Below are 16,622 nucleotides of genomic sequence, written 5' to 3'. Positions count from 1 at the left end.
GGCATCTTCCTTCGATCGTGTACGGGTTTGAAATAATCGAGAATCAATTAATTCAGCCGGAGAAACACCCTGGAAAGGGTGTCGACCGGCATCGGATGGAGGGTCTCTGGCTGCTCTGACCTGGGGATTTGTGCTGATCGAGCACCCTTGGATGTGCCCTGGGGCCACCTTGAAAAACCAAGCGCATCGAGGCCGACGTGAAGAACCTGGGACAGTGATCTAGGTCACCAAATTCAGGGGAGTGGAGCCGTCGGAAGTGTGCTTTAAATGGAAGTAGGAGACCAACACGGATGCGGAAGGAGTGAGGTCATGACCAAGGCCGAGAAAGACGCCTTCCTGGAGGGCATCACCCTGGCCGTGTATCAGGGCGGTATGGATCGAGACTGTGCGGCCTGGCTCATGAAGAAGGTGCTCCGCTACAGCCTCCCCCTGGCGTACCGAACCATCGATGACGCCATGGTGCTGTTGGTCCTGGAGGACGCGGACGAGTTGACCCAGCAGGCAGCAGACAGGAACGTGAATGGGATCTGACATCAAAACGGAGGCCGGCCCGCTCAAGTCGGACGGCAAGGCTTGGCAGCACAAGGCCGCGGAGCAGCCCTACGAGCCGGGCATGTTCGTCAAGGTCCACAAGCACAGAGGAGTGCACCCCCTTGTGTCGAACACGGCCTTGAGTAACGACCTGCGAGTGTTCCACTTCGCTCTTGACCGTATGAACAACGTGGGCCATGTCCACCTGGAGGCCGGGGAGCTTGGGGCCGCTATGCCGGACGTACCCAAGCGCAGCATGCAGAGGGCTGTGAGGACGCTCAAGGACGCTCAACTCCTCGCCCCGGCGTCTTCGGCCGCTCTCCTGGTGGTCCCCACTGAGATTGCCTCACAAGGGCTCAAGAGGAAGCAGAAGTGCCCCCGCGGATGTGACGGGCACTTCTGGTCGAACGACCTGGGGTGCTGGGTCGACCCTCAAGAGGTGAACCGGTCGGGCATCGGTAATGCCGAGTGGGCTCAGGGGATGCGGGAGCTGGGGGCAGCCCAAGGAGTACCGCGCCAAATATGGCGCACTGAAACACTCTGACCTGCGGAAACTAGAAGTTTCCTCTCTAATATAGAGGGAGTCGCCTTTGGGGGCGGCTCTTCATAGCCTGGGCCGACGTGGTGGAGGGCCAGCAGAACAACTTAATAAGATCACTAGCAGGCGCCCTCTGAAGGCGCCTTTTGTATGTCCTCAGTAGGCCAGGGCTCCAACCCTGGCCCTCTGCTTCTCTAGTAGTCCCTGGTCCGCCCTGAGCCAGCCCAGGCAAGGGAGTGAAACGACCGTAGAGCGGTTCGAAGGACCGAACTAGTAGGGCTAGGAAACGACAGCTTCCGCTGCCGTAACAGGGCTTCTTATGCCTGATTCTCTGTGACTCCCGTCTCATTCTCTGGTGGTGGTGTCCCAGAACAAGGACATTGACACCGACATCCTTAGTGAGAGAGGGAGAAAATACCTCTCTTGTTGAGTCGTCAGTCTCAGTCAGAGTTGCCCCCTTCCGAGGGGGCTTTCTCTTTTTGGGCTTAGAACACACCACTCCCACCAACACGGAGGAAGAAGATGCAGGTGCAGTACGACGCCGTCCGCTTCAAGGAGGCCCGGAACGCTCAGGGGTGGTCTCGTGTTCGGCTGTCCAAGGAGTGTGGAGTAAGTGTCCGCTCGATCGAAAGCTACGAGCAGGAGACCAGGATTCCCCCGGCCGCAAATGTCGAACGCATGGCCAAGGCTCTTGGCCTCGCCGAGAAGATCTACTGAGGGCGACTTGGAACGGCAGAACGTTGCCAAGGTCGTTGACTCGATGATTGACACCAACAAGGAGTATCACCATGCCTAATCCCTATGACGCTAACTTTGCCACCGAGCCCCCGGCGGATCTCCCTCTGAGCTCTAAGGTGAAGAACCTCAGGAAGGCGTATCAGGACGCCGAGGAAGCTCACGAGAAGTACGTTCAGGAAAACTCTCGATACCGCACTAGGGATGTTTCAGAGATCTGGGAGGGTAAGCCTCGGTACAGCTCCACTGCCCTGGAAGAGGCCAAGAGGGAGCTGCGGGATGCCGAGATTGCCGCTGTAGGGGCTGGCAATCTGCTCCCTGACCAGGATGAGTTTCTGGCCCCGGTGAAGGCCAAGATGGACGACTACACCCGGACGGTGGCAGCTCTCAAGGTCCTGATCCAGGAGGCCAAGGAGGCGTACTCAAACGCCCTGCTCGGAGAGCTGAGGACGATGGGACTCAAGGAGGCCGAGAAGGCAGCCAAGGCCCGTGACGAGTGGGAGAAGGCTTACCACGCCATGGTGGCTGCCAGGGCCACCCTGGAACGCCATGCATCCCTGTTCTCCTGGTGTGTCACTGCCGGTGGGTTCGACGTCTACCCGACCCATGGCAACAGCCAGGGTGAGAATCTGGAGTATTGGGAGCTGACCGAGGATGGACGCCTTACGTTTGAGGCGTCCCTGGCATTGGACTTCCAGCACACCGAGGCACACCTCGCTTCCCTGGTGAAGGTCGACGGCCTTATCGAGCCGAACCCGAACCCGCCTGCTCCGGTAGAGGCATGGGCCGGGCCTCGCAATCCGAGGCAGTACTACAGCAAGTCTGTAGGGGACCCGGACGCCAGCCACGTTGGCGAGATCTACTGAGGATCTCCACGAGTCTCCTCCGCGAGTTCGTCGTTAGGGTCAGTGCCGGCTGCGATCCCGAGCACTGGCCCGATGGAGATGTGATTCCCGAAAACCGATAGACCACCCGCTTACCTCGCGGGATGGGTCAGGGGCCCTGGCTAGCCGGGGCCCCTTAATTATTTGGAGTTGAAAGCAATGCGGCGTGACGGACGTAAGAGTCCATGTTGGTCGTACGGGTGTTCTTCCCCTGGGTCGATTACTGCCTCTCGTTCGGCTATTCGATACTGCCCAGATCACTGGCTAGAGCTGTACGGCCGTCCTTCCCGCATGGACGATCTGACTGCGAAGCCTGAAGCAAAGGTTTGCCAGGACTGCGGGGAAGAGCTGCCAATCGCTTCCTTCCCCCGGAATATCGCCCAGTCGGATGGTTGGTCTATCCGCTGCTACACCTGCTCTCAGGCTTGGCATCGACGCCGAGCCTTGGAGCGAGAAATAGAGGCCCGGTGATGGAAGAGGAGTCTTGGAAGCCTATTCCTGGCTTTGATGGTTGGTACGACGTTTCAGACATGGGTCGTGTCCGGTCCTGGAAGGTTCGCGGCCGGTCTCACCGTGCCGAACAACCCAAGATTCTGCGAGACCAGGCACACAAGAAGGGGATGCGATATGTCGCGCTGAGGAAGGACGGTAGATATGCGCGTCGGCTTGTGCATCGCCTTGTAATGATCGCCTTTGTCGGCGAACCTCCCGAGGATGAGGCGCTTGTGGTCCATCTGAACAAGGAAAACGCCGATAATCGGCTAGCGAACCTCGAATACGCATCTCCTGAGGTCATGTCTGCCTTTCATCTGGACGACTATGCCCGCGGCGAGGATCACCCGAACGCCAAGCTGACTGAGGGCATCGTTCGCTTTTGCCGAAGTGTTTACGCACCTGGTGATCCTCTGGTGGGGGCCTCTGCCTTGGCCGAGGAATTCGCAGTGACGCCGGCCGCGATGCATAACGCGGTAACGGGCAAGGCTTGGCGGCATGTCGAGTAGGAGAGAGGGAGAAGCTATGTCCGCTGGTGGATCGAACCGCCTTATGTCTCCGGAAGAGTTGGCAGAATACCTTGCCATATCTAAGCGCTCTCTCCTGGGCTGCTATCGGGAGTGGGGTATTCCGGCGCATCGCGTCGGCCGGCACTTGAGGTTTCGAGTGCGGGACGTTGAGCAATGGCTAGAGCAGCACAGAACCAACTAACAAAGTGGGTTGTTTCGGTTGAGGTGCTGGTGTAGTAATTCGGCTCGAAGGGATCTCCCTTCGGTGCCTATCGGTAGAGGAGAAGAGGGCGAGTGGCGAGCATCTTCCAGAAGTGCAAGACCGACCGGCAGAGTAAGGACTTTCCGTGCGAGAAGACGCGGTGCGGTCATTCCTGGACGGTTTCATATCGAGAGCCCGGCGGCAGGCAGGGAAGGAAGCGGGAACGCTCTTTCAAGCTGAAGCGCGAGGCCGAGGGCTTTGCCTCCAAGGTTGAGAACGAAAAGAACCAGGGTGTCTACGTGGATCCTGACCGGGGGAAGGTTCCTGTTCGTGTCTGGGCTGATGAATGGCTCTCTCGCCACATCGTCCACGAATCGACGCGCCGGAACTATCAGGGGTTCATCACCAACCACCTGGTCCCGAACCTGGGTCGGAAGACGATAGCCGGCCTCACGGCCGCCGACGTGAAGGGGCTCCAGGCCGAGATGGTGAAAGGCGGCCTGGCTGCCGCCACGGTCAACGACCGCATGAACGTCCTTCGCTCCATGATGTCGGCGGCCGTGAAGGAACGGCGCATAGCGTTCAGCCCCTGCGATGATGTGCCGCCTCTCAAGACCGCTACGGCCGCGGTGGACCAGGACGAGATCCCGACCCAGGGCTCCGGCAAAGTCGTCGGTCATGCGGTCAGGAGAAGGCTGACGGGGCGGTCGGTGTCGCGGGCGTGGTGTCGTAGGGCGGCGGCGATGTTCTGGTGGCCGTGGAGGCGGAGGAGGGTGATCGCGGTGTTGCGGATGCCTGCCATGACGCGGGGTGCGTTGCCGGTGCGGACCTGGGAGCGGTCCTCGTCGAAGGTGACGTCGCGGACCCAGTGCAGGCGGTTCTCGATCTCCCAGTGCGACTGCACCCATGTGGCCAGCAGCTCCGGGGGCGCGGTGCGGGCGTCCGCGCTGGTGATCAGGTAGACGATCTCGACCGTCCGTGTGCCCTTCCTGGTGACGGTGCGCCGCAGCTGGGCGACCTGCGCGGCCCCGGTGAAGTCGATCCAGGCGGGGACGGCGACGGCCTTGATCGTTCGGGTGGCGCGGCGCCCGTGTCCGCGGTCCGTTCTGGTGACAGCAGGTATCCGGGCCCAGGGCAGAGCCTTGAGCCGTGCGTACAACGACTTCTGATTGGCCTTCACGGTCAGGACGTAGTCGGCGCCGGCCTCGGTCACGAGTGCCGCGGTGGCGTGCTGGGTGTGCAGCGCGTCCATCGTGACCACCGCCCCGTCCAGGTCGAGGGCATCCAGCAGTTCTCTGGCCGCGGGGATCTCGTTGCTCTTCTCGCGCACGGCGACTTGGCCCAGTACCGCTCCCGAACCGTGCGCGAGCGCGGCGACCAGATGTGGGGCCGGGGCGTCACCGCCGCGTGCGCCCCGGACGGTCTTGCCGTCGATCGCGATGACCCGCCGGCCCGCGACCAGCGAGGCCCTCGTCGCCGCCCATGTCCCCAGGAGCGCGTCGAGGCGGTCCGCGTCCAGCCTCGCGAACAGGCGCCGCAGCGTCGACTCGTCCACCGAGCCTCGCACCAGGCCCAGCTGTTTCACGGCTACCGCTCCGGCGTCCCGGGCCCACTCCCCGATCGCCGTGAAACCCCGCGCTCCGGCCATCACCGCGCACACCGCGACCGCGATCAGAGCACTCACCGGGTGACGGACCCCGCGCCGGCGGCGCGGATCGGGCATCCGGCCGAGCAGGTCGACGAGGAGCTCGCGCTCCGGGACGGGCGTGCGAACAGGCACGCAGATGCGAGACGATGGCATGGCGCGGGCGTTGTTCCCTGGTCGGACGGAAGGCGTAGGAACCTCCATCCAACCGGACCGGAACACGCCCGCGCACCTCACCCACCCGCAAAACCACACGTCACAGGGCTACCAAACGACTTTGCCGGAGCCCTGGATCCCGACCCTGGCTGAGGTGAACGCTCTCTCAGAGGCCATCTCGCCTCAGTACCGGCTCACCATTTGGTTGATGGCGGGTGCCGGCCTCCGGATCAGTGAGGCCCTGGGCTTCTCCAAGGACTGTCGCAGGGACGGCTTCCTGAGGCTCCGCCGTCAGGTCAGTGCGAAGGCCAACCGCGGGGACTGTGTGACCCGTCTCGTCCCGCTGAAGCACCGTACGGCCGAGGAGTACCGGGACGTACCCACGGCCCCCTTCCTCGAAGAGGAGATTGATGCTCACCTGGAGCGCTGGGGGACGGTTGAGGTAGACGGCCTGGAAGTGCTGTTCTCGCCCCGCGAGCGGGGTAAGGGCGCCATGCCCACGGCGTCGACCTACGGCTACCACTTCAAGAAGGCGTGCAAGGCGGCCGACCTGGTGGACGGGCAGGGTGAGGCACGGTTCACCCCGCACTCCCTGAGGCACTTCTTCGCCTCAACGGCTCTGGCAAACGGCGTCAGCCTCCTGGAGGTCTCCCGGTGGCTCGGGCACAAGTCGATCAACGTCACGGCGAACACGTACGGTCACATCGTCCCCGAGGCTTGGGACCGATGCCGGGACGTGATTCAGAGTGCGCTTCGCCCCACTTCGCCGGTTTCCCTGGCTGCGGCTGCCTGAGTGGCGGCTCGCCGAACGGTGGTGATTTGGTGGTGACTTGGCAGCCTGAGAGGGGGCAGAGCCCTTGGGGTCACTGGGCAATATGGCCCTCGTTGGAAGTTCCGCTTCAACGTCTGACGTCTCATCAAATCTGGCGCCCGGCCCGCTTGTCGGTGGGTCGGGCGCAGATGTCTGTCCGCGGGAAGTCCTCGTCTGCGAAGTGTTGTGGCTGACGGTCGACCTGGTTGGAGTGGCTGTGGCCGACGCTTCAGACCTTGACGACCTCTACGGAGGGGCCGCACAGGAGCGTCAGGTCCTCGGGGTCGGAAGTAAGGATTGTGGCCGGCTGGGGCGCGTTGCGGGCGATGACGGCGAAGGCGGCGTCGATGGCGTACTTGTGGCCGTGGAGATGATGGGCGCGAAGGAGGGCGGCGGCTTCGTCGGTGACCTCTCTGGTGACGTCGTGAACGTCGACGCGGGAGAGGACCCACTTGATGCGGGCCGGGTGGATCCGCTCGTAATCGGCCTCCAGAGTGGTCATGGCGCTGGTGATCACGCGGATGCCCTCCTCCGATGCCGCCTGGACCAGAGCCACGACGGTGCGGTCCTTGCGGTAGAGCTTGGAGAGTCCTTCGCTGTCGAGCAGCAGTGTGCCGGGCATCAGGCGGCGGCACCGCCTACCTGTCGGTGGTCATGGCGCAGCAGCGCGCGGGCGGCCTCGACCTCCTCGCGGGTGAGCTCGTCATTGTCGGTCTCGAAGTCGGCGACGATCTCCCGAAGCTTGTCCATGGCGACCCGTTGTTCGAGGGCTTCGGCGACGTAGGCGGAGAAGCCACCGGGTCCGACATGGGCGCGTACGGCCTCGGCAAGGTCCTCGGGCAGGCTGATGGAGTACTTTCTGCTACTGCTCATGGTGCCGATCCTACTGGCGGTCGTAACTCTGTGGGTGTGAATAGTCATGGCGGCGCCGGAGGCGGCTCGGCGTGTCCGGCGCCGCCTTGCGGGAGGCTGCCCGGTCCGCAGAGGGTCACGCCGGGGCTCGACGCGATTCGTGCCGTGAGACGGAGGAAGACCGTGCCCACTGAACGGAATATCCGCACCCATTTCGCCTTTACCCGCCCCAGGATGACTGCGGAGCTTGGCGTGCCACAGCCGAGTACCTGGAGAGGGCTCTGAGAGAGGCATTTCCCGAGCCCATCGTGGACTATCGGATCTCGGGAATCCACGACGTCCCCGTCCTCGATTTTGAGATCGAGCTGGCGCCTGGCTTATGGATCGACGGGACGGCGTCGATGCCTATGCCCGCCTATGCCTACATCACTCTGACCGACGTGACCGCCGGCGAAGCCGCTGTCTTCGCGCGATGGCTCCGGGACTCCTTCGTGCCCGCACCCCGCCTCGTCTGGTTCGCGAGCAGCCTTGTTGTGGCGAACGGCGAGCGGGCCCCTGGCCACTGCCGGCCGGGGGTGGCGACGAAGAGATCGCGACGGAGCTGCGCAGGAACCTCGGCTCCGTCGAGACCCTCGTAGGCCGGTCCGCAGCCAGTCCGCAGGACACTCGTAAACAGCCATCGGGACCCAACGCATGCCAACGGAGAAATAGCTGGTCAGAGCCCTGGATGGGGCTCCGCCGCAGGCCAGGATCGGGGCGCAGGCATTCCGCTTCAACGTGTAGCGCCTGATTCCTTGATCGCCGGAAGCGGCTGGTCGGGGTAGGAAACCCCAGGTCAGGAGCCAGATCTTCGGGTCTGGCCCCTTCCTGTTTTCTCCTGCGGATTTGGGCCGTTTCCGGGTCGTGTGCTGACTTGGTGCTGACCCTCAGGCCGGGTGTCGGCCGGGGATCACGGGAGGTCAGACGGTGCGGATGACGGGGGCGGGCTTGATGTCCTGGGCGTCGATGAGGGTGCGGATGTCGTCCGGGTCGGAGGTCCAGATGATGGCGCCGAGGGTGGAGGCCATGACGACGACGGTGGCGTCGACGACGTCGGCAGTGCCTGCCTTGCCGCACAGGATGCCCGCAGCCTTGGCGGTTTCCAGGCCCACGGGCGCGACATCGCATCCGGCGAGGAACTTGCCGAGCCGGACCTGGCGCCGAGCGTCCCGCCACGCTTGGCTCACGACGACAGAGGGGACGTGGATGTCCCGGCCGTCCTCCAGAGCCAGATGGTGGCGGGCCCACATGTGCCGGTCGCCGTTGTCGATGGCGATGAGCGCACCGGCGTCGTACAGGTAGGGGATGTTCACGCGGCCGAGGCCCTCGAGCCGCTGAGGTACTCGGCGTCGGCGTCGGCCATCTCGGAGCGGGCGGCGGCGAGCTCCTCGGGGGTGAAGCCTCCGTGCTCCGCCTGCCACTCCTGGATCACGGCCCGTCCGGCTCGCAGCCGCAACTCTCGCTCAGCTGCTCCGGCGACGAGCCGGGACAGCGGGATGCCTTCTTCTTCGGCGGCGCCCGCCAGGGCCGCGACCAAGGATTCATCGAGGGTGATCGTTACCTTCTTGGTAGCCATACCAACACCATACTCCTGTATGGCGTCGATGTGGGGCGGGTTTCGAGGAGGTGGGGGGATGGTCCCCTGAGTCTCTTCCGCTCGACCGCCAGGTCTGGGTGTGTCAATTTAACGGCCCTGTCTCACATACGGTGGTGACAGAGCGTCATCATTGATGTGCCTGGTCCGAGCTTCAAGGAGAGCAGTCGCAGACGCGCCACCGAGCAGGACAAGCATGGTGCTGACGATCGCGTCACCCATGCTGGCCTGGGAGTGTCACTACCAGCCACGACAACTGCTTATCGTCACCACCGCATGTGAGACAGGGCCGTTAAATTGGCCCTGCCTCACATGCGGTGGTAACGGAAGGTCATCGCTGATCTGGCAAACATGCAGGTCAGGAGGGGTCCGACTCTTCGGAGTCGGACCCCTGGTCTTTCCCGTGCCGGGATGGTGCCGGGAAGCCTGACCTCTCGTCACCTGTCATCACCCCTGCTCATCCCTGCTGTGCCGGCATGGGCTTCGGTGACCCCTCCCTCGGACCGTGCGGGACGCGGGTCCGCGACTCGTGACCGTGAGCGACGACTGCCGAAGGCATTCTACTAACGTCTATGTTAGTAACATTGACGTTAGTGTCATGAGTGGAGGTCGACAGGCGTGGTGGATTTCGTGGGCCGTCGCCAGGAACTGGCGACGTTGGAGCGAGAGCTGCAGAAGGTGGCGGCAGGGGTTGACGGGGAGCGGCCCGGTCGGTGCGTGATGTTGCGTGGGCGGCGCCGGGTGGGCAAGTCGCGACTGGTCGAGCGGTTTGCGGAGCGCTCTGGAGCCCCGTTCTTGTTCTACGCGGCCACCGGTGCGTCCCCTGGGAACGATCTGGCACGGCTGGCCCGGGACGCCCGGACATCGACGCTGCCGCTGGCGGGGCTGGTGGCTGCCGCGCGGCCGGAGAGCTGGGATGCCGCGTTCGATGTGCTGGCTGCGGCGCTGCCCGCCGACCGGGCGAGCGTGCTGGTCATCGACGAGGTGCCGTACCTGATGGATGTCGGTGGCGCCTTTGAGGGGATGCTGCAACGAGCCTGGGACCGGGTGCTTGAGACCAAGCCGGTGCTGTTGGTCCTCATCGGCTCCGATCTGTCGATGATGGAGGCTTTGAACAGCTACGGCCGACCCTTCCATCAGCGCGGCCGGGAGATGGTGCTGGGACCGCTGAATCCCGCCGAGGTGGGGCGGATGCTCGGGCTGGATCCGGCGGAAGCCTTCGATGCCGCGCTGGTCACCGGCGGGCTGCCGCTGATCTGCGCGGAGTGGCCGCGGGGCGCAGGGCTGTGGGACTTCCTGGGCGAGGCGCTGAGTGACCCGGTCTCGGCCCTGCTGGTGTCGGCGGAGCGCTCGCTGGCTGCCGAATTCCCCCCGCAGGCTCAGGCGCGTACGGTGCTGGCGGCTATCGGCAGTGGTGAGCGGACCTTCACCAACATCGCCCGTGCGGCCGGCGGGATCGGGGCCACGCCGCTGCAGCGAGCGCTGGAGCTGCTCAAGGACAAGCGGATCGTCGCTGCGGAGCTGCCCGTATCGCTGCGTCCGTCGAAGGACCGTCGCTACCGGGTGACAGATCCCTACCTGCGGTTTTGGCTGCACCTGCTCGGCCCGTCCATGGAGGAGATCGAGCGGGGGCGGGGCGATCTGACCTTGGCGCGGATCCGGGAGAGCTGGACCAGTTGGCGCGGCCGGGCGATCGAGCCGCTCATCCGCGAGGCGCTCGCCCGGATACTGCCCGACGACCGGCTCCCCGCGGCCCCCGCAGTGGGCGGCTACTGGACCCGCACCAACGACGTCGAGATCGACATCGTCGGGGCGGACCGCGCCCCCGTTGCCAAGGAGCTGCTCTTCGTCGGCTCCGTCAAGTGGCTGGAACAGTCACCCTTCGACCGGCACGACCTGGCAGCTCTCCATCGGCACCGAGCCGCCCTCACCGACGCTCCTGTTCCAGTCGTGGCGGTCTCCCGCGGCGGAGTCGACTGTCCGGGGCTCGATGCCGCCTACGGCCCCGGCGATCTGCTGATCGCTTGGCCGCTGTGAGTGGCGGATGGCAGGCGAAGCACGGGAGTCGGTGAGCGGGATCAGGCCGCAGACGGTGCGGAGAAGTCCCACAGACCTCGGCTCCTTGTCGGCGCCGGCCGACCCGCTGTCCGAGGGGCGCTGCTGCCCATGGGATGCCGCGGTCGGATCGTCAGTCCGGCCTGCCATGATCGCGCCATGCCGTTTCCGCTCCACCCCCGCACCTCGATCGCCGGCGTGACGCCCCTGCGCCCGGGCTGGAGGAACGTCTGATGGGCTTCGCCACTCAGCTGCCGCGCGCGATGACCGCCCCGGACTTCGAATGCGACATCGGGTACCGCGATGTGTCGCGGATCTCCGGCCAGGAACTCGGCACCCTGCTCCCGGCGGCCTGCACCGTGAGCCTCTCCGCCGGGCATTCGGCCAGACTGATCGGCTCCGCCGCCACGCGCGAGGGCCGGGACCGGCAGCCGCGCTGCACGACCGAGGCGTACCGCCGGATGTTCGAGGTGCTCGTCACGCACCTGAAGGAGCGCCGGGGGCGGACCTCGCGCTCGGAACGGTCGCCGTGGTGCGCTGCACGGACCCCTTGCCCGACCTCGCCGACAGCGCCCGCACCCTGATCGACTTCATTGTGGGGAAAGGTGACATGCACCAGCCGTACGCACTGCTCGCGGTGGCGGGGCTCGCCGGTGACAAGGCGCTGCGCCTTGCCGCGGAGCGCCTCTGCCGGGACCAGGGCCCCATCGCCGTGGACGAGATCGTGATGCTCGCAGGCCTCGACATCGACCCGGTCGACCGGGCGCTGCTGGCCGGGACCGAGCGCGGCGATTCGTTCAACACGCCGCCGCTCCCGGACGTGTGGAGGCGGATCGCCGGCATACCGGCCTACGCCGCGTTCGCCCACCGTGCCCTCACGGCGGCGGTGGACCGCGCCGACGCGATCCACGCGGGCGAGATCCCGTACCGGGCGGACAAGGCCTTCACGGCCCGGGAGGTCGTCGTGCTCGGGCACGCAGCACGGGTGGCGCTGCTGCGCGACGAGCCGTGGCTGCCGGAGCTGCTCGACCGGTTGCTGCCCCGGATCGTCCTCGCCCCAACGGCCGCCAGGACCCTGCCGTCGCAGGCACTGCTGTACGAACTGGTCCGCGCCGGGCAGGACTTCCCCACTCCGGAACTGGTGACCGCGATCCGTACCGTGCGTACGGCCGTGCGGCACGCCGGTGTGCCCAAGCAACTCGACAAGATGCTCAAGAAGCTCGAGGCGGCCCTGGCCGAACGGGCCGAAGTGGCGCTGCGGCTCCCGACGTCGGGGTTCGATGCCGACGGTGTGCTGCGCAGACAGGCGGGCGACTGCACTGCGGTCGTCACAGTCGCCGAGACCGCCGAACTGGCCTGGCACAAGGACGGCCGCCCGCTGCGCGGTGTCCCGGCTGCCGTACGCCGCGACCACGGCGGCCTGGTGAAGGAGCTGCGGGACCTGGTCAAGCGGGTGAACGTCCAACTCTCCACTCTTGCACGTGCGTTGGAGGGTGGCTTCACCGTTGAAGCCGTCCACCCGTACGGGTGGTGGCGCGCCGAGCTGGCCGGGCATCCGCTCGCGCGGTCCGTCGTACGGCGACTGATCTGGGAGATCGAGGTCGCTCCCGGCGAATGGCGGGCCGTGCTCCCCGAGGCCGGGGATCTCCCCGTCGCGCCCGACGACGCCTCCGTACGGCTCTGGCACCCGATCCGCTCCGGGCCCGACGCCGTACGGGCCTGGCGGGACCTGCTGACCGAACGGCGGATCCGGCAGCCGTTCAAGCAGGCGTTCCGCGAGATCTACCTCCTCACCCCGGCCGAGGAGGAGACCCGCGTCTACTCCAACCGCTTCGCCGCACACCTCGTCCACTACCGCAGGATGTTCGCCCTGTTCAGGTCCCGCGGGTGGTCGAGCGACCTGCTGGGCCCTTGGGACGGCGGCAGCGAGGACGAGGCCGTGCGGACCCTGGCGGCGGGGCAGTGGCAGGTCCGTTTCTTCCACTCGCTGGCGGACCATGCGGGCGGCCACGAGCTGGCCGCGACCGATCAGGTGCGCTTCGCCCGCCGTACGGACGGCGCATGGCGGGAGGCGCCGCTCGCCGACGTGCCGGCGCTGGTGTTCAGCGAGGCGATGCGTGACGTGGACCTTTTCGTGGGCGTGACCTCGATCGCGGCAGATCCCGACTGGAGCGACCGGGGCCCCGAGCGCGCCTACTGGGAGCGGGCCTCTTTCGCCGAGCTGACGGAAAGCGCCGAGGCGCGCCGCGACGTCCTGGAGCGGATCCTGCCGCGCCTGAAGATCGCCGACCGGTGCTCACTCGACGGTCGCTTCCTCGTCGTCCGCGGCGACCTGCGTACGTACCGGATCCACATCGGTTCGTCCAACATCCTCATGGAACCGGACAACGCCTATCTGTGCATCGTTCCGTCACGCCCCAGGGGAGGCGGCACGGTGTTCCTGCCGTTCGAGGACGACCGCCTCGCGCTGATCCTCAGCAAGGCGTTCCTGCTCGCCGCCGACACCGCGATCACCGACGAGTCCATCCGCAGGCAGATCGAGCGAGGCGCCTGATGACCACCGTGACGTTCCGGGACGAGACCCCGGCGGGCAGGCCGGTCACCGAGTGGCAGGTCGCGGGGCTGCCGGAACGGATGACCGTACGGGAGCTGATCAGGCTTCGGGTCCGCGAGGAGGTCGCCCGGCACAACGCCCGACCGACCGATCGCTTCAACGGCCTCGTCCGCCCCGACGACGCCGAGACGGAACTGAACGGCTACCGCCTCCGCGAACCCCGCCGCATCGACTGGGAGCGCCAGGCGGAGATCACCGAGCACGCTTTCCTGTCCAACGGGTTCTTCGTGCTGACCGGGGACCGCCAGGTGGAGAGCCTCGACGAGACCGTGGACCTCACGACCGGCCCGGACCTGGTCTTCGTCAAGCTCGTCGCCCTCGCCGGCGGCTGATGCCGGGCCGTTCGTCTCCGCCTGGGCGGACGGACAGCGGTCCTGTACACGCCAGAGAAAGATGTGAGATACAAATACATTATTGACGTCGCAACTACTCGCGCTTAAGTTCTCCGTTGCGGAATACGCCATTCCGCGATGGTGGACGGCGATACAGCTGGGTGTCGCGTCCGATGTCGACAGCCGTGCCGTTCGGTAGGCCACGTGTTGTCCGACCGACGTCGGCGCCAACCCGCCGGCTGGCTGCGAGAGAAGCAGGGAACGTAACAGTGCGCAGATTCAACCCCGCCCAAGTGGCGATCTGGGCGGCCGTCGCCGCACTCGGCGCAACGGGCTGGTCCGTGCTCGCGCTCTCCCGTGGTGAGAAGGTCTCCGCGATCTGGATCGTGGCCGCCGCGATCGGCTCGTACCTGATCGCCCAGCGCTTCTACGCGCGGTTCATCGCGCGCAAGGTCCTCAAGGTCGACGACCGGCGCGCCACCCCGGCAGAGCGGTTCAACGACGGCGTCGACTATCACCCGACGGACAAGCGCGTCCTCTTCGGCCACCACTTCGCGGCCATCGCGGGCGCGGGTCCCCTGGTCGGTCCCGTGCTCGCCGCGCAGATGGGCTATCTTCCCGGCACCATCTGGATCATCGTCGGTGTGATCTTCGCGGGCGCGGTCCAGGACATGGTGGTCCTGTTCTTCTCGATGCGCCGCAACGGCAAGTCGCTCGGGCAGATGGCCCGCGACGAGATCGGTCGCGTCGGTGGCATCGCGGCCCTGATCTCGGTCTTCGCCATCATGATCATCATTCTGGCCGTGCTCGCGATGATCGTGGTCAACGCCCTCGCCGAGTCCGCGTGGGGCACCTTCTCGATTGCGATGACCATTCCGATCGCCCTGTTCATGGGCTGCTACCTGCGCTATCTGCGGCCGGGCAGGGTCACCGAGGTCAGCGTGATCGGGTTCGTCCTGCTGATCGCGGCGATCCTCGGAGGCAACTGGGTCTCGGAGTCCTCGTTCGCCGACATCTTCGTCCTGTCGCCCACCGCGCTGGCGTTCTGCCTGGTGGCCTACGGCTTCGTGGCCTCCGTCCTGCCCGTGTGGCTGCTGCTCGCACCGCGCGACTACCTCTCCACCTTCATGAAGGTCGGAGTGATCGTGCTGCTCGCGCTCGGTGTCCTGTTCGCGATGCCGGACCTCACGGTCGACCCGGTCTCCAGCTTCGCCCGCGAGGGCAACGGGCCGGTCTTCGCCGGCGGGCTCTTCCCCTTCGCCTTCATCACCATCGCGTGTGGCGCCCTCTCCGGCTTCCACGCGCTGATCTCCTCGGGCACCACCCCGAAGATGATCGAGAAGGAGTCGCACGTCCCCCTCATCGGCTACGGCTCGATGCTGATGGAGTCCTTCGTCGCGATCATGGCCCTGGTGGCCGCGTGCATTCTCGACCCGGGCCTGTACTACGCGATGAACGCCCCGGCGGGAGTCCTCGGTGACACCTTGCAGTCCGCGTCCGACGCGGTCGCCGGCTTCGGCTTCCACATCACCCCCGAGACCCTGCAGCACATGGCGGACTCGGTCGGTGAGGAGTCGCTCGTCTCCCGCACCGGCGGCGCGCCGACGCTCGCGGTCGGCATCGCGGTGATCCTCGCGGATGCTTTCGGCAGCACCGGCATGATGTCGTTCTGGTACCACTTCGCGATCATGTTCGAGGCGCTGTTCATCCTCACCGCGGTGGACGCCGGCACCCGCGTGGGCCGCTTCATGCTCCAGGACACGCTCGGCAACGTCGCACCGCGGTTCCGGGACAAGGACTGGCGGCCCGGCATCTGGATCACGTCGGCCGTGGTCGTCCTCGCCTGGGGCTACTTCCTCTGGGTCGGCGTCACCGATCCGCTCGGCGGCATCAACCAGCTCTTCCCGCTCTTCGGCACCGCCAACCAGCTGCTCGCCTCCATCGCCCTGGCCATCTCCACCACCCTGCTGATCAAGTCGGGTCGCCTCAAGTGGGCCTGGGTGACCGGGGTTCCGCTGGCCTGGGCGCTCGCGATCACCATGACCGCCTCCTGGCAGAAGGTGTTCTCCGACGACCCGGCGATCGGCTTCTTCGCGCAGCGCGCCAAGTACCAGGACGCGCTCGACCAGGGCACCGTCCTGGCCCCGGCCAAGTCCCTGGACGACATGGCGACCGTCGTCACCAACTCGACGGTCACCGGCACGCTGTCGGTGGTGTTCGCGGTCCTGACCATCGTCGTGGTGCTCGCCTGCGCCCGGACCGCCGTCAAGGCGATCCGCAACGGCGGATCACTGCCGCTCGCGGAGTCCGAGTACGTGGAGTCCCGGATTCCGAGCCGGCCCGAAGCGGAGACCGCCGATGCCGTGCGCACCCCGGCGGGCTCCCGGTGACCGCCCCCGGCGCCGTCGCGTCCGCCACGGCACGGGGCGGTGCCCTCGCGCGCGCCCGCCGCGGTGCGGCGTGGCTCCGCTGGTACCTGGGTGAACTCAACGGCGAGCACGCATACGGCCGTTACGCCGAGCGGGCCCAGGCGTCCGGCCGGCCGGTCCTGAGCCGCCGGGAGTTCGAGCACGACCGGACCGACCGCCGGGACAGCGACCCGCGTGAGGGCGGATGCTGCTGCTGACGGAACG

The 16,622-nt window shown here is 66.2% G+C and carries 19 protein-coding genes; 13 read left to right on the top strand and 6 right to left on the bottom strand.

Annotation, left to right across the window (positions count from 1 at the left end; all coding sequences use genetic code 11):
• Nucleotides 1-309: 309 nt before the first annotated feature.
• From AC6F7H_RS08055 to AC6F7H_RS08030, 6 genes are all read left to right on the top strand, one after another.
• Nucleotides 310-531, top strand: coding sequence for a hypothetical protein (locus AC6F7H_RS08055; protein WP_500756152.1), 222 nt, complete (start codon nucleotides 310-312; stop codon nucleotides 529-531).
• Nucleotides 521-1,075: a hypothetical protein gene (locus AC6F7H_RS08050; protein WP_500756151.1), complete on the top strand. Its 555-nt coding sequence runs from the start codon at nucleotides 521-523 to the stop codon at nucleotides 1,073-1,075. Before AC6F7H_RS08055 ends, AC6F7H_RS08050 begins: the two co-directional genes overlap by 11 nt.
• A 516-nt stretch (nucleotides 1,076-1,591) precedes the next feature.
• Nucleotides 1,592-1,786 (top strand): helix-turn-helix domain-containing protein, encoded by a 195-nt coding sequence (locus AC6F7H_RS08045; RefSeq protein ID WP_500756149.1) that lies wholly within the window; start codon nucleotides 1,592-1,594, stop codon nucleotides 1,784-1,786.
• Between the two features lie 71 nt (nucleotides 1,787-1,857).
• Nucleotides 1,858-2,670 carry a hypothetical protein gene (locus tag AC6F7H_RS08040; RefSeq protein ID WP_500756147.1) on the top strand — a complete coding sequence of 271 codons (813 nt, stop codon included), beginning with the start codon at nucleotides 1,858-1,860 and terminating at the stop codon, nucleotides 2,668-2,670.
• A 488-nt stretch (nucleotides 2,671-3,158) separates the two neighbouring features.
• Complete coding sequence (locus AC6F7H_RS08035; RefSeq protein WP_500761709.1) at nucleotides 3,159-3,689, top strand: NUMOD4 domain-containing protein; 531 nt, start codon at nucleotides 3,159-3,161, stop codon at nucleotides 3,687-3,689.
• Entirely contained in the window at nucleotides 3,679-3,891 is a 213-nt protein-coding gene (locus AC6F7H_RS08030; protein ID WP_500756145.1) for a helix-turn-helix domain-containing protein, read from the top strand. The genes AC6F7H_RS08035 and AC6F7H_RS08030 overlap by 11 nt, the downstream gene beginning before the upstream one ends.
• Before the next feature lie 182 nt (nucleotides 3,892-4,073).
• Here the strand turns inward: AC6F7H_RS08030 and AC6F7H_RS08025 are convergent, their stop codons facing one another.
• Nucleotides 4,074-4,571 carry a hypothetical protein gene (locus AC6F7H_RS08025; RefSeq protein ID WP_500756144.1) on the bottom strand — a complete coding sequence of 166 codons (498 nt, stop codon included), beginning with the start codon at nucleotides 4,569-4,571 and terminating at the stop codon, nucleotides 4,074-4,076.
• Entirely contained in the window at nucleotides 4,568-5,692 is a 1,125-nt protein-coding gene (locus AC6F7H_RS08020) for an ISAs1 family transposase (RefSeq protein WP_500754596.1), read from the bottom strand. Before AC6F7H_RS08020 ends, AC6F7H_RS08025 begins: the two co-directional genes overlap by 4 nt.
• A 121-nt stretch (nucleotides 5,693-5,813) precedes the next feature.
• On the opposite strand from AC6F7H_RS08020, the gene AC6F7H_RS08015 reads away from it, so the two are divergent.
• Nucleotides 5,814-6,485 carry a site-specific integrase gene (locus AC6F7H_RS08015; protein ID WP_500756142.1) on the top strand — a complete coding sequence of 224 codons (672 nt, stop codon included), beginning with the start codon at nucleotides 5,814-5,816 and terminating at the stop codon, nucleotides 6,483-6,485.
• Nucleotides 6,486-6,732: 247 nt separating this feature from the next.
• Here the strand turns inward: AC6F7H_RS08015 and AC6F7H_RS08010 are convergent, their stop codons facing one another.
• The 4 genes from AC6F7H_RS08010 to AC6F7H_RS07995 all read right to left on the bottom strand — a co-directional run bounded on the left by AC6F7H_RS08010 (nucleotide 6,733) and on the right by AC6F7H_RS07995 (nucleotide 8,970).
• Nucleotides 6,733-7,125, bottom strand: a complete 393-nt coding sequence (locus AC6F7H_RS08010; protein WP_384016235.1) for a PIN domain-containing protein — start codon at nucleotides 7,123-7,125, stop codon at nucleotides 6,733-6,735.
• Nucleotides 7,125-7,376, bottom strand: a complete 252-nt coding sequence (locus AC6F7H_RS08005; protein ID WP_073946283.1) for a hypothetical protein — start codon at nucleotides 7,374-7,376, stop codon at nucleotides 7,125-7,127. Before AC6F7H_RS08005 ends, AC6F7H_RS08010 begins: the two co-directional genes overlap by 1 nt.
• A 938-nt stretch (nucleotides 7,377-8,314) precedes the next feature.
• Nucleotides 8,315-8,707 (bottom strand): PIN domain-containing protein, encoded by a 393-nt coding sequence (locus tag AC6F7H_RS08000; protein WP_500756140.1) that lies wholly within the window; start codon nucleotides 8,705-8,707, stop codon nucleotides 8,315-8,317.
• Nucleotides 8,704-8,970, bottom strand: coding sequence for a hypothetical protein (locus AC6F7H_RS07995; protein ID WP_500756139.1), 267 nt, complete (start codon nucleotides 8,968-8,970; stop codon nucleotides 8,704-8,706). The genes AC6F7H_RS08000 and AC6F7H_RS07995 overlap by 4 nt, the downstream gene beginning before the upstream one ends.
• Nucleotides 8,971-9,606: 636 nt before the next feature.
• Here AC6F7H_RS07995 and AC6F7H_RS07990 point away from each other — a divergent pair.
• The 6 genes from AC6F7H_RS07990 (at nucleotide 9,607) to AC6F7H_RS07965 (ending at nucleotide 16,615) form a co-directional block, all read left to right on the top strand.
• Nucleotides 9,607-11,025 (top strand): ATP-binding protein, encoded by a 1,419-nt coding sequence (locus AC6F7H_RS07990; protein WP_500756137.1) that lies wholly within the window; start codon nucleotides 9,607-9,609, stop codon nucleotides 11,023-11,025.
• Nucleotides 11,026-11,276: 251 nt separating this feature from the next.
• Nucleotides 11,277-11,627, top strand: a complete 351-nt coding sequence (locus tag AC6F7H_RS07985) for a hypothetical protein (RefSeq protein WP_500756136.1) — start codon at nucleotides 11,277-11,279, stop codon at nucleotides 11,625-11,627.
• Nucleotides 11,628-11,653: 26 nt separating this feature from the next.
• Nucleotides 11,654-13,597 (top strand): DUF4132 domain-containing protein, encoded by a 1,944-nt coding sequence (locus AC6F7H_RS07980; RefSeq protein WP_500756135.1) that lies wholly within the window; start codon nucleotides 11,654-11,656, stop codon nucleotides 13,595-13,597.
• A complete protein-coding gene (locus tag AC6F7H_RS07975) occupies nucleotides 13,597-13,989 on the top strand; it encodes a hypothetical protein (RefSeq protein WP_500756134.1) in 393 nt (130 codons plus the stop codon). The genes AC6F7H_RS07980 and AC6F7H_RS07975 overlap by 1 nt, the downstream gene beginning before the upstream one ends.
• A 173-nt stretch (nucleotides 13,990-14,162) precedes the next feature.
• The gene (locus AC6F7H_RS07970; RefSeq protein WP_500756133.1) at nucleotides 14,163-16,379 is read left to right on the top strand and encodes a carbon starvation CstA family protein; all 2,217 of its coding nucleotides are present in this window, start codon (nucleotides 14,163-14,165) and stop codon (nucleotides 16,377-16,379) included.
• Nucleotides 16,376-16,615: a YbdD/YjiX family protein gene (locus tag AC6F7H_RS07965; RefSeq protein ID WP_500756131.1), complete on the top strand. Its 240-nt coding sequence runs from the start codon at nucleotides 16,376-16,378 to the stop codon at nucleotides 16,613-16,615. Before AC6F7H_RS07970 ends, AC6F7H_RS07965 begins: the two co-directional genes overlap by 4 nt.
• Nucleotides 16,616-16,622 lie beyond the last annotated feature (7 nt).

The organism is Streptomyces sp. MMS24-W38 (assembly GCF_059889265.1).
Note: the sequence above shows the minus strand (reverse complement) of the source record. Positions and strands in the feature narration are given on the sequence as shown.

Excerpts from the sequence above, each read along its gene's own strand:
- AC6F7H_RS08055 (WP_500756152.1), top strand. The coding sequence starts at position 310 with ATGACCAAGGCCGAGAAAGACGCCTTCCTGGAGGGCATCACCCTGGCC.
- AC6F7H_RS08050 (WP_500756151.1), top strand. The coding sequence starts at position 521 with ATGGGATCTGACATCAAAACGGAGGCCGGCCCGCTCAAGTCGGACGGC.
- AC6F7H_RS08040 (WP_500756147.1), top strand. The coding sequence starts at position 1,858 with ATGCCTAATCCCTATGACGCTAACTTTGCCACCGAGCCCCCGGCGGAT.
- AC6F7H_RS08045 (WP_500756149.1), top strand. The coding sequence starts at position 1,592 with ATGCAGGTGCAGTACGACGCCGTCCGCTTCAAGGAGGCCCGGAACGCT.
- AC6F7H_RS08030 (WP_500756145.1), top strand. The coding sequence starts at position 3,679 with ATGTCGAGTAGGAGAGAGGGAGAAGCTATGTCCGCTGGTGGATCGAAC.
- AC6F7H_RS08010 (WP_384016235.1), bottom strand. The coding sequence starts at position 7,125 with ATGCCCGGCACACTGCTGCTCGACAGCGAAGGACTCTCCAAGCTCTAC.
- AC6F7H_RS07975 (WP_500756134.1), top strand. The coding sequence starts at position 13,597 with ATGACCACCGTGACGTTCCGGGACGAGACCCCGGCGGGCAGGCCGGTC.
- AC6F7H_RS08005 (WP_073946283.1), bottom strand. The coding sequence starts at position 7,376 with ATGAGCAGTAGCAGAAAGTACTCCATCAGCCTGCCCGAGGACCTTGCC.
- AC6F7H_RS08020 (WP_500754596.1), bottom strand. The coding sequence starts at position 5,692 with ATGCCATCGTCTCGCATCTGCGTGCCTGTTCGCACGCCCGTCCCGGAG.
- AC6F7H_RS07980 (WP_500756135.1), top strand. The coding sequence starts at position 11,654 with ATGCACCAGCCGTACGCACTGCTCGCGGTGGCGGGGCTCGCCGGTGAC.
- AC6F7H_RS07970 (WP_500756133.1), top strand. The coding sequence starts at position 14,163 with ATGTCGACAGCCGTGCCGTTCGGTAGGCCACGTGTTGTCCGACCGACG.
- AC6F7H_RS07985 (WP_500756136.1), top strand. The coding sequence starts at position 11,277 with ATGGGCTTCGCCACTCAGCTGCCGCGCGCGATGACCGCCCCGGACTTC.
- AC6F7H_RS08035 (WP_500761709.1), top strand. The coding sequence starts at position 3,159 with ATGGAAGAGGAGTCTTGGAAGCCTATTCCTGGCTTTGATGGTTGGTAC.
- AC6F7H_RS08025 (WP_500756144.1), bottom strand. The coding sequence starts at position 4,571 with ATGACCGACGACTTTGCCGGAGCCCTGGGTCGGGATCTCGTCCTGGTC.
- AC6F7H_RS07995 (WP_500756139.1), bottom strand. The coding sequence starts at position 8,970 with ATGGCTACCAAGAAGGTAACGATCACCCTCGATGAATCCTTGGTCGCG.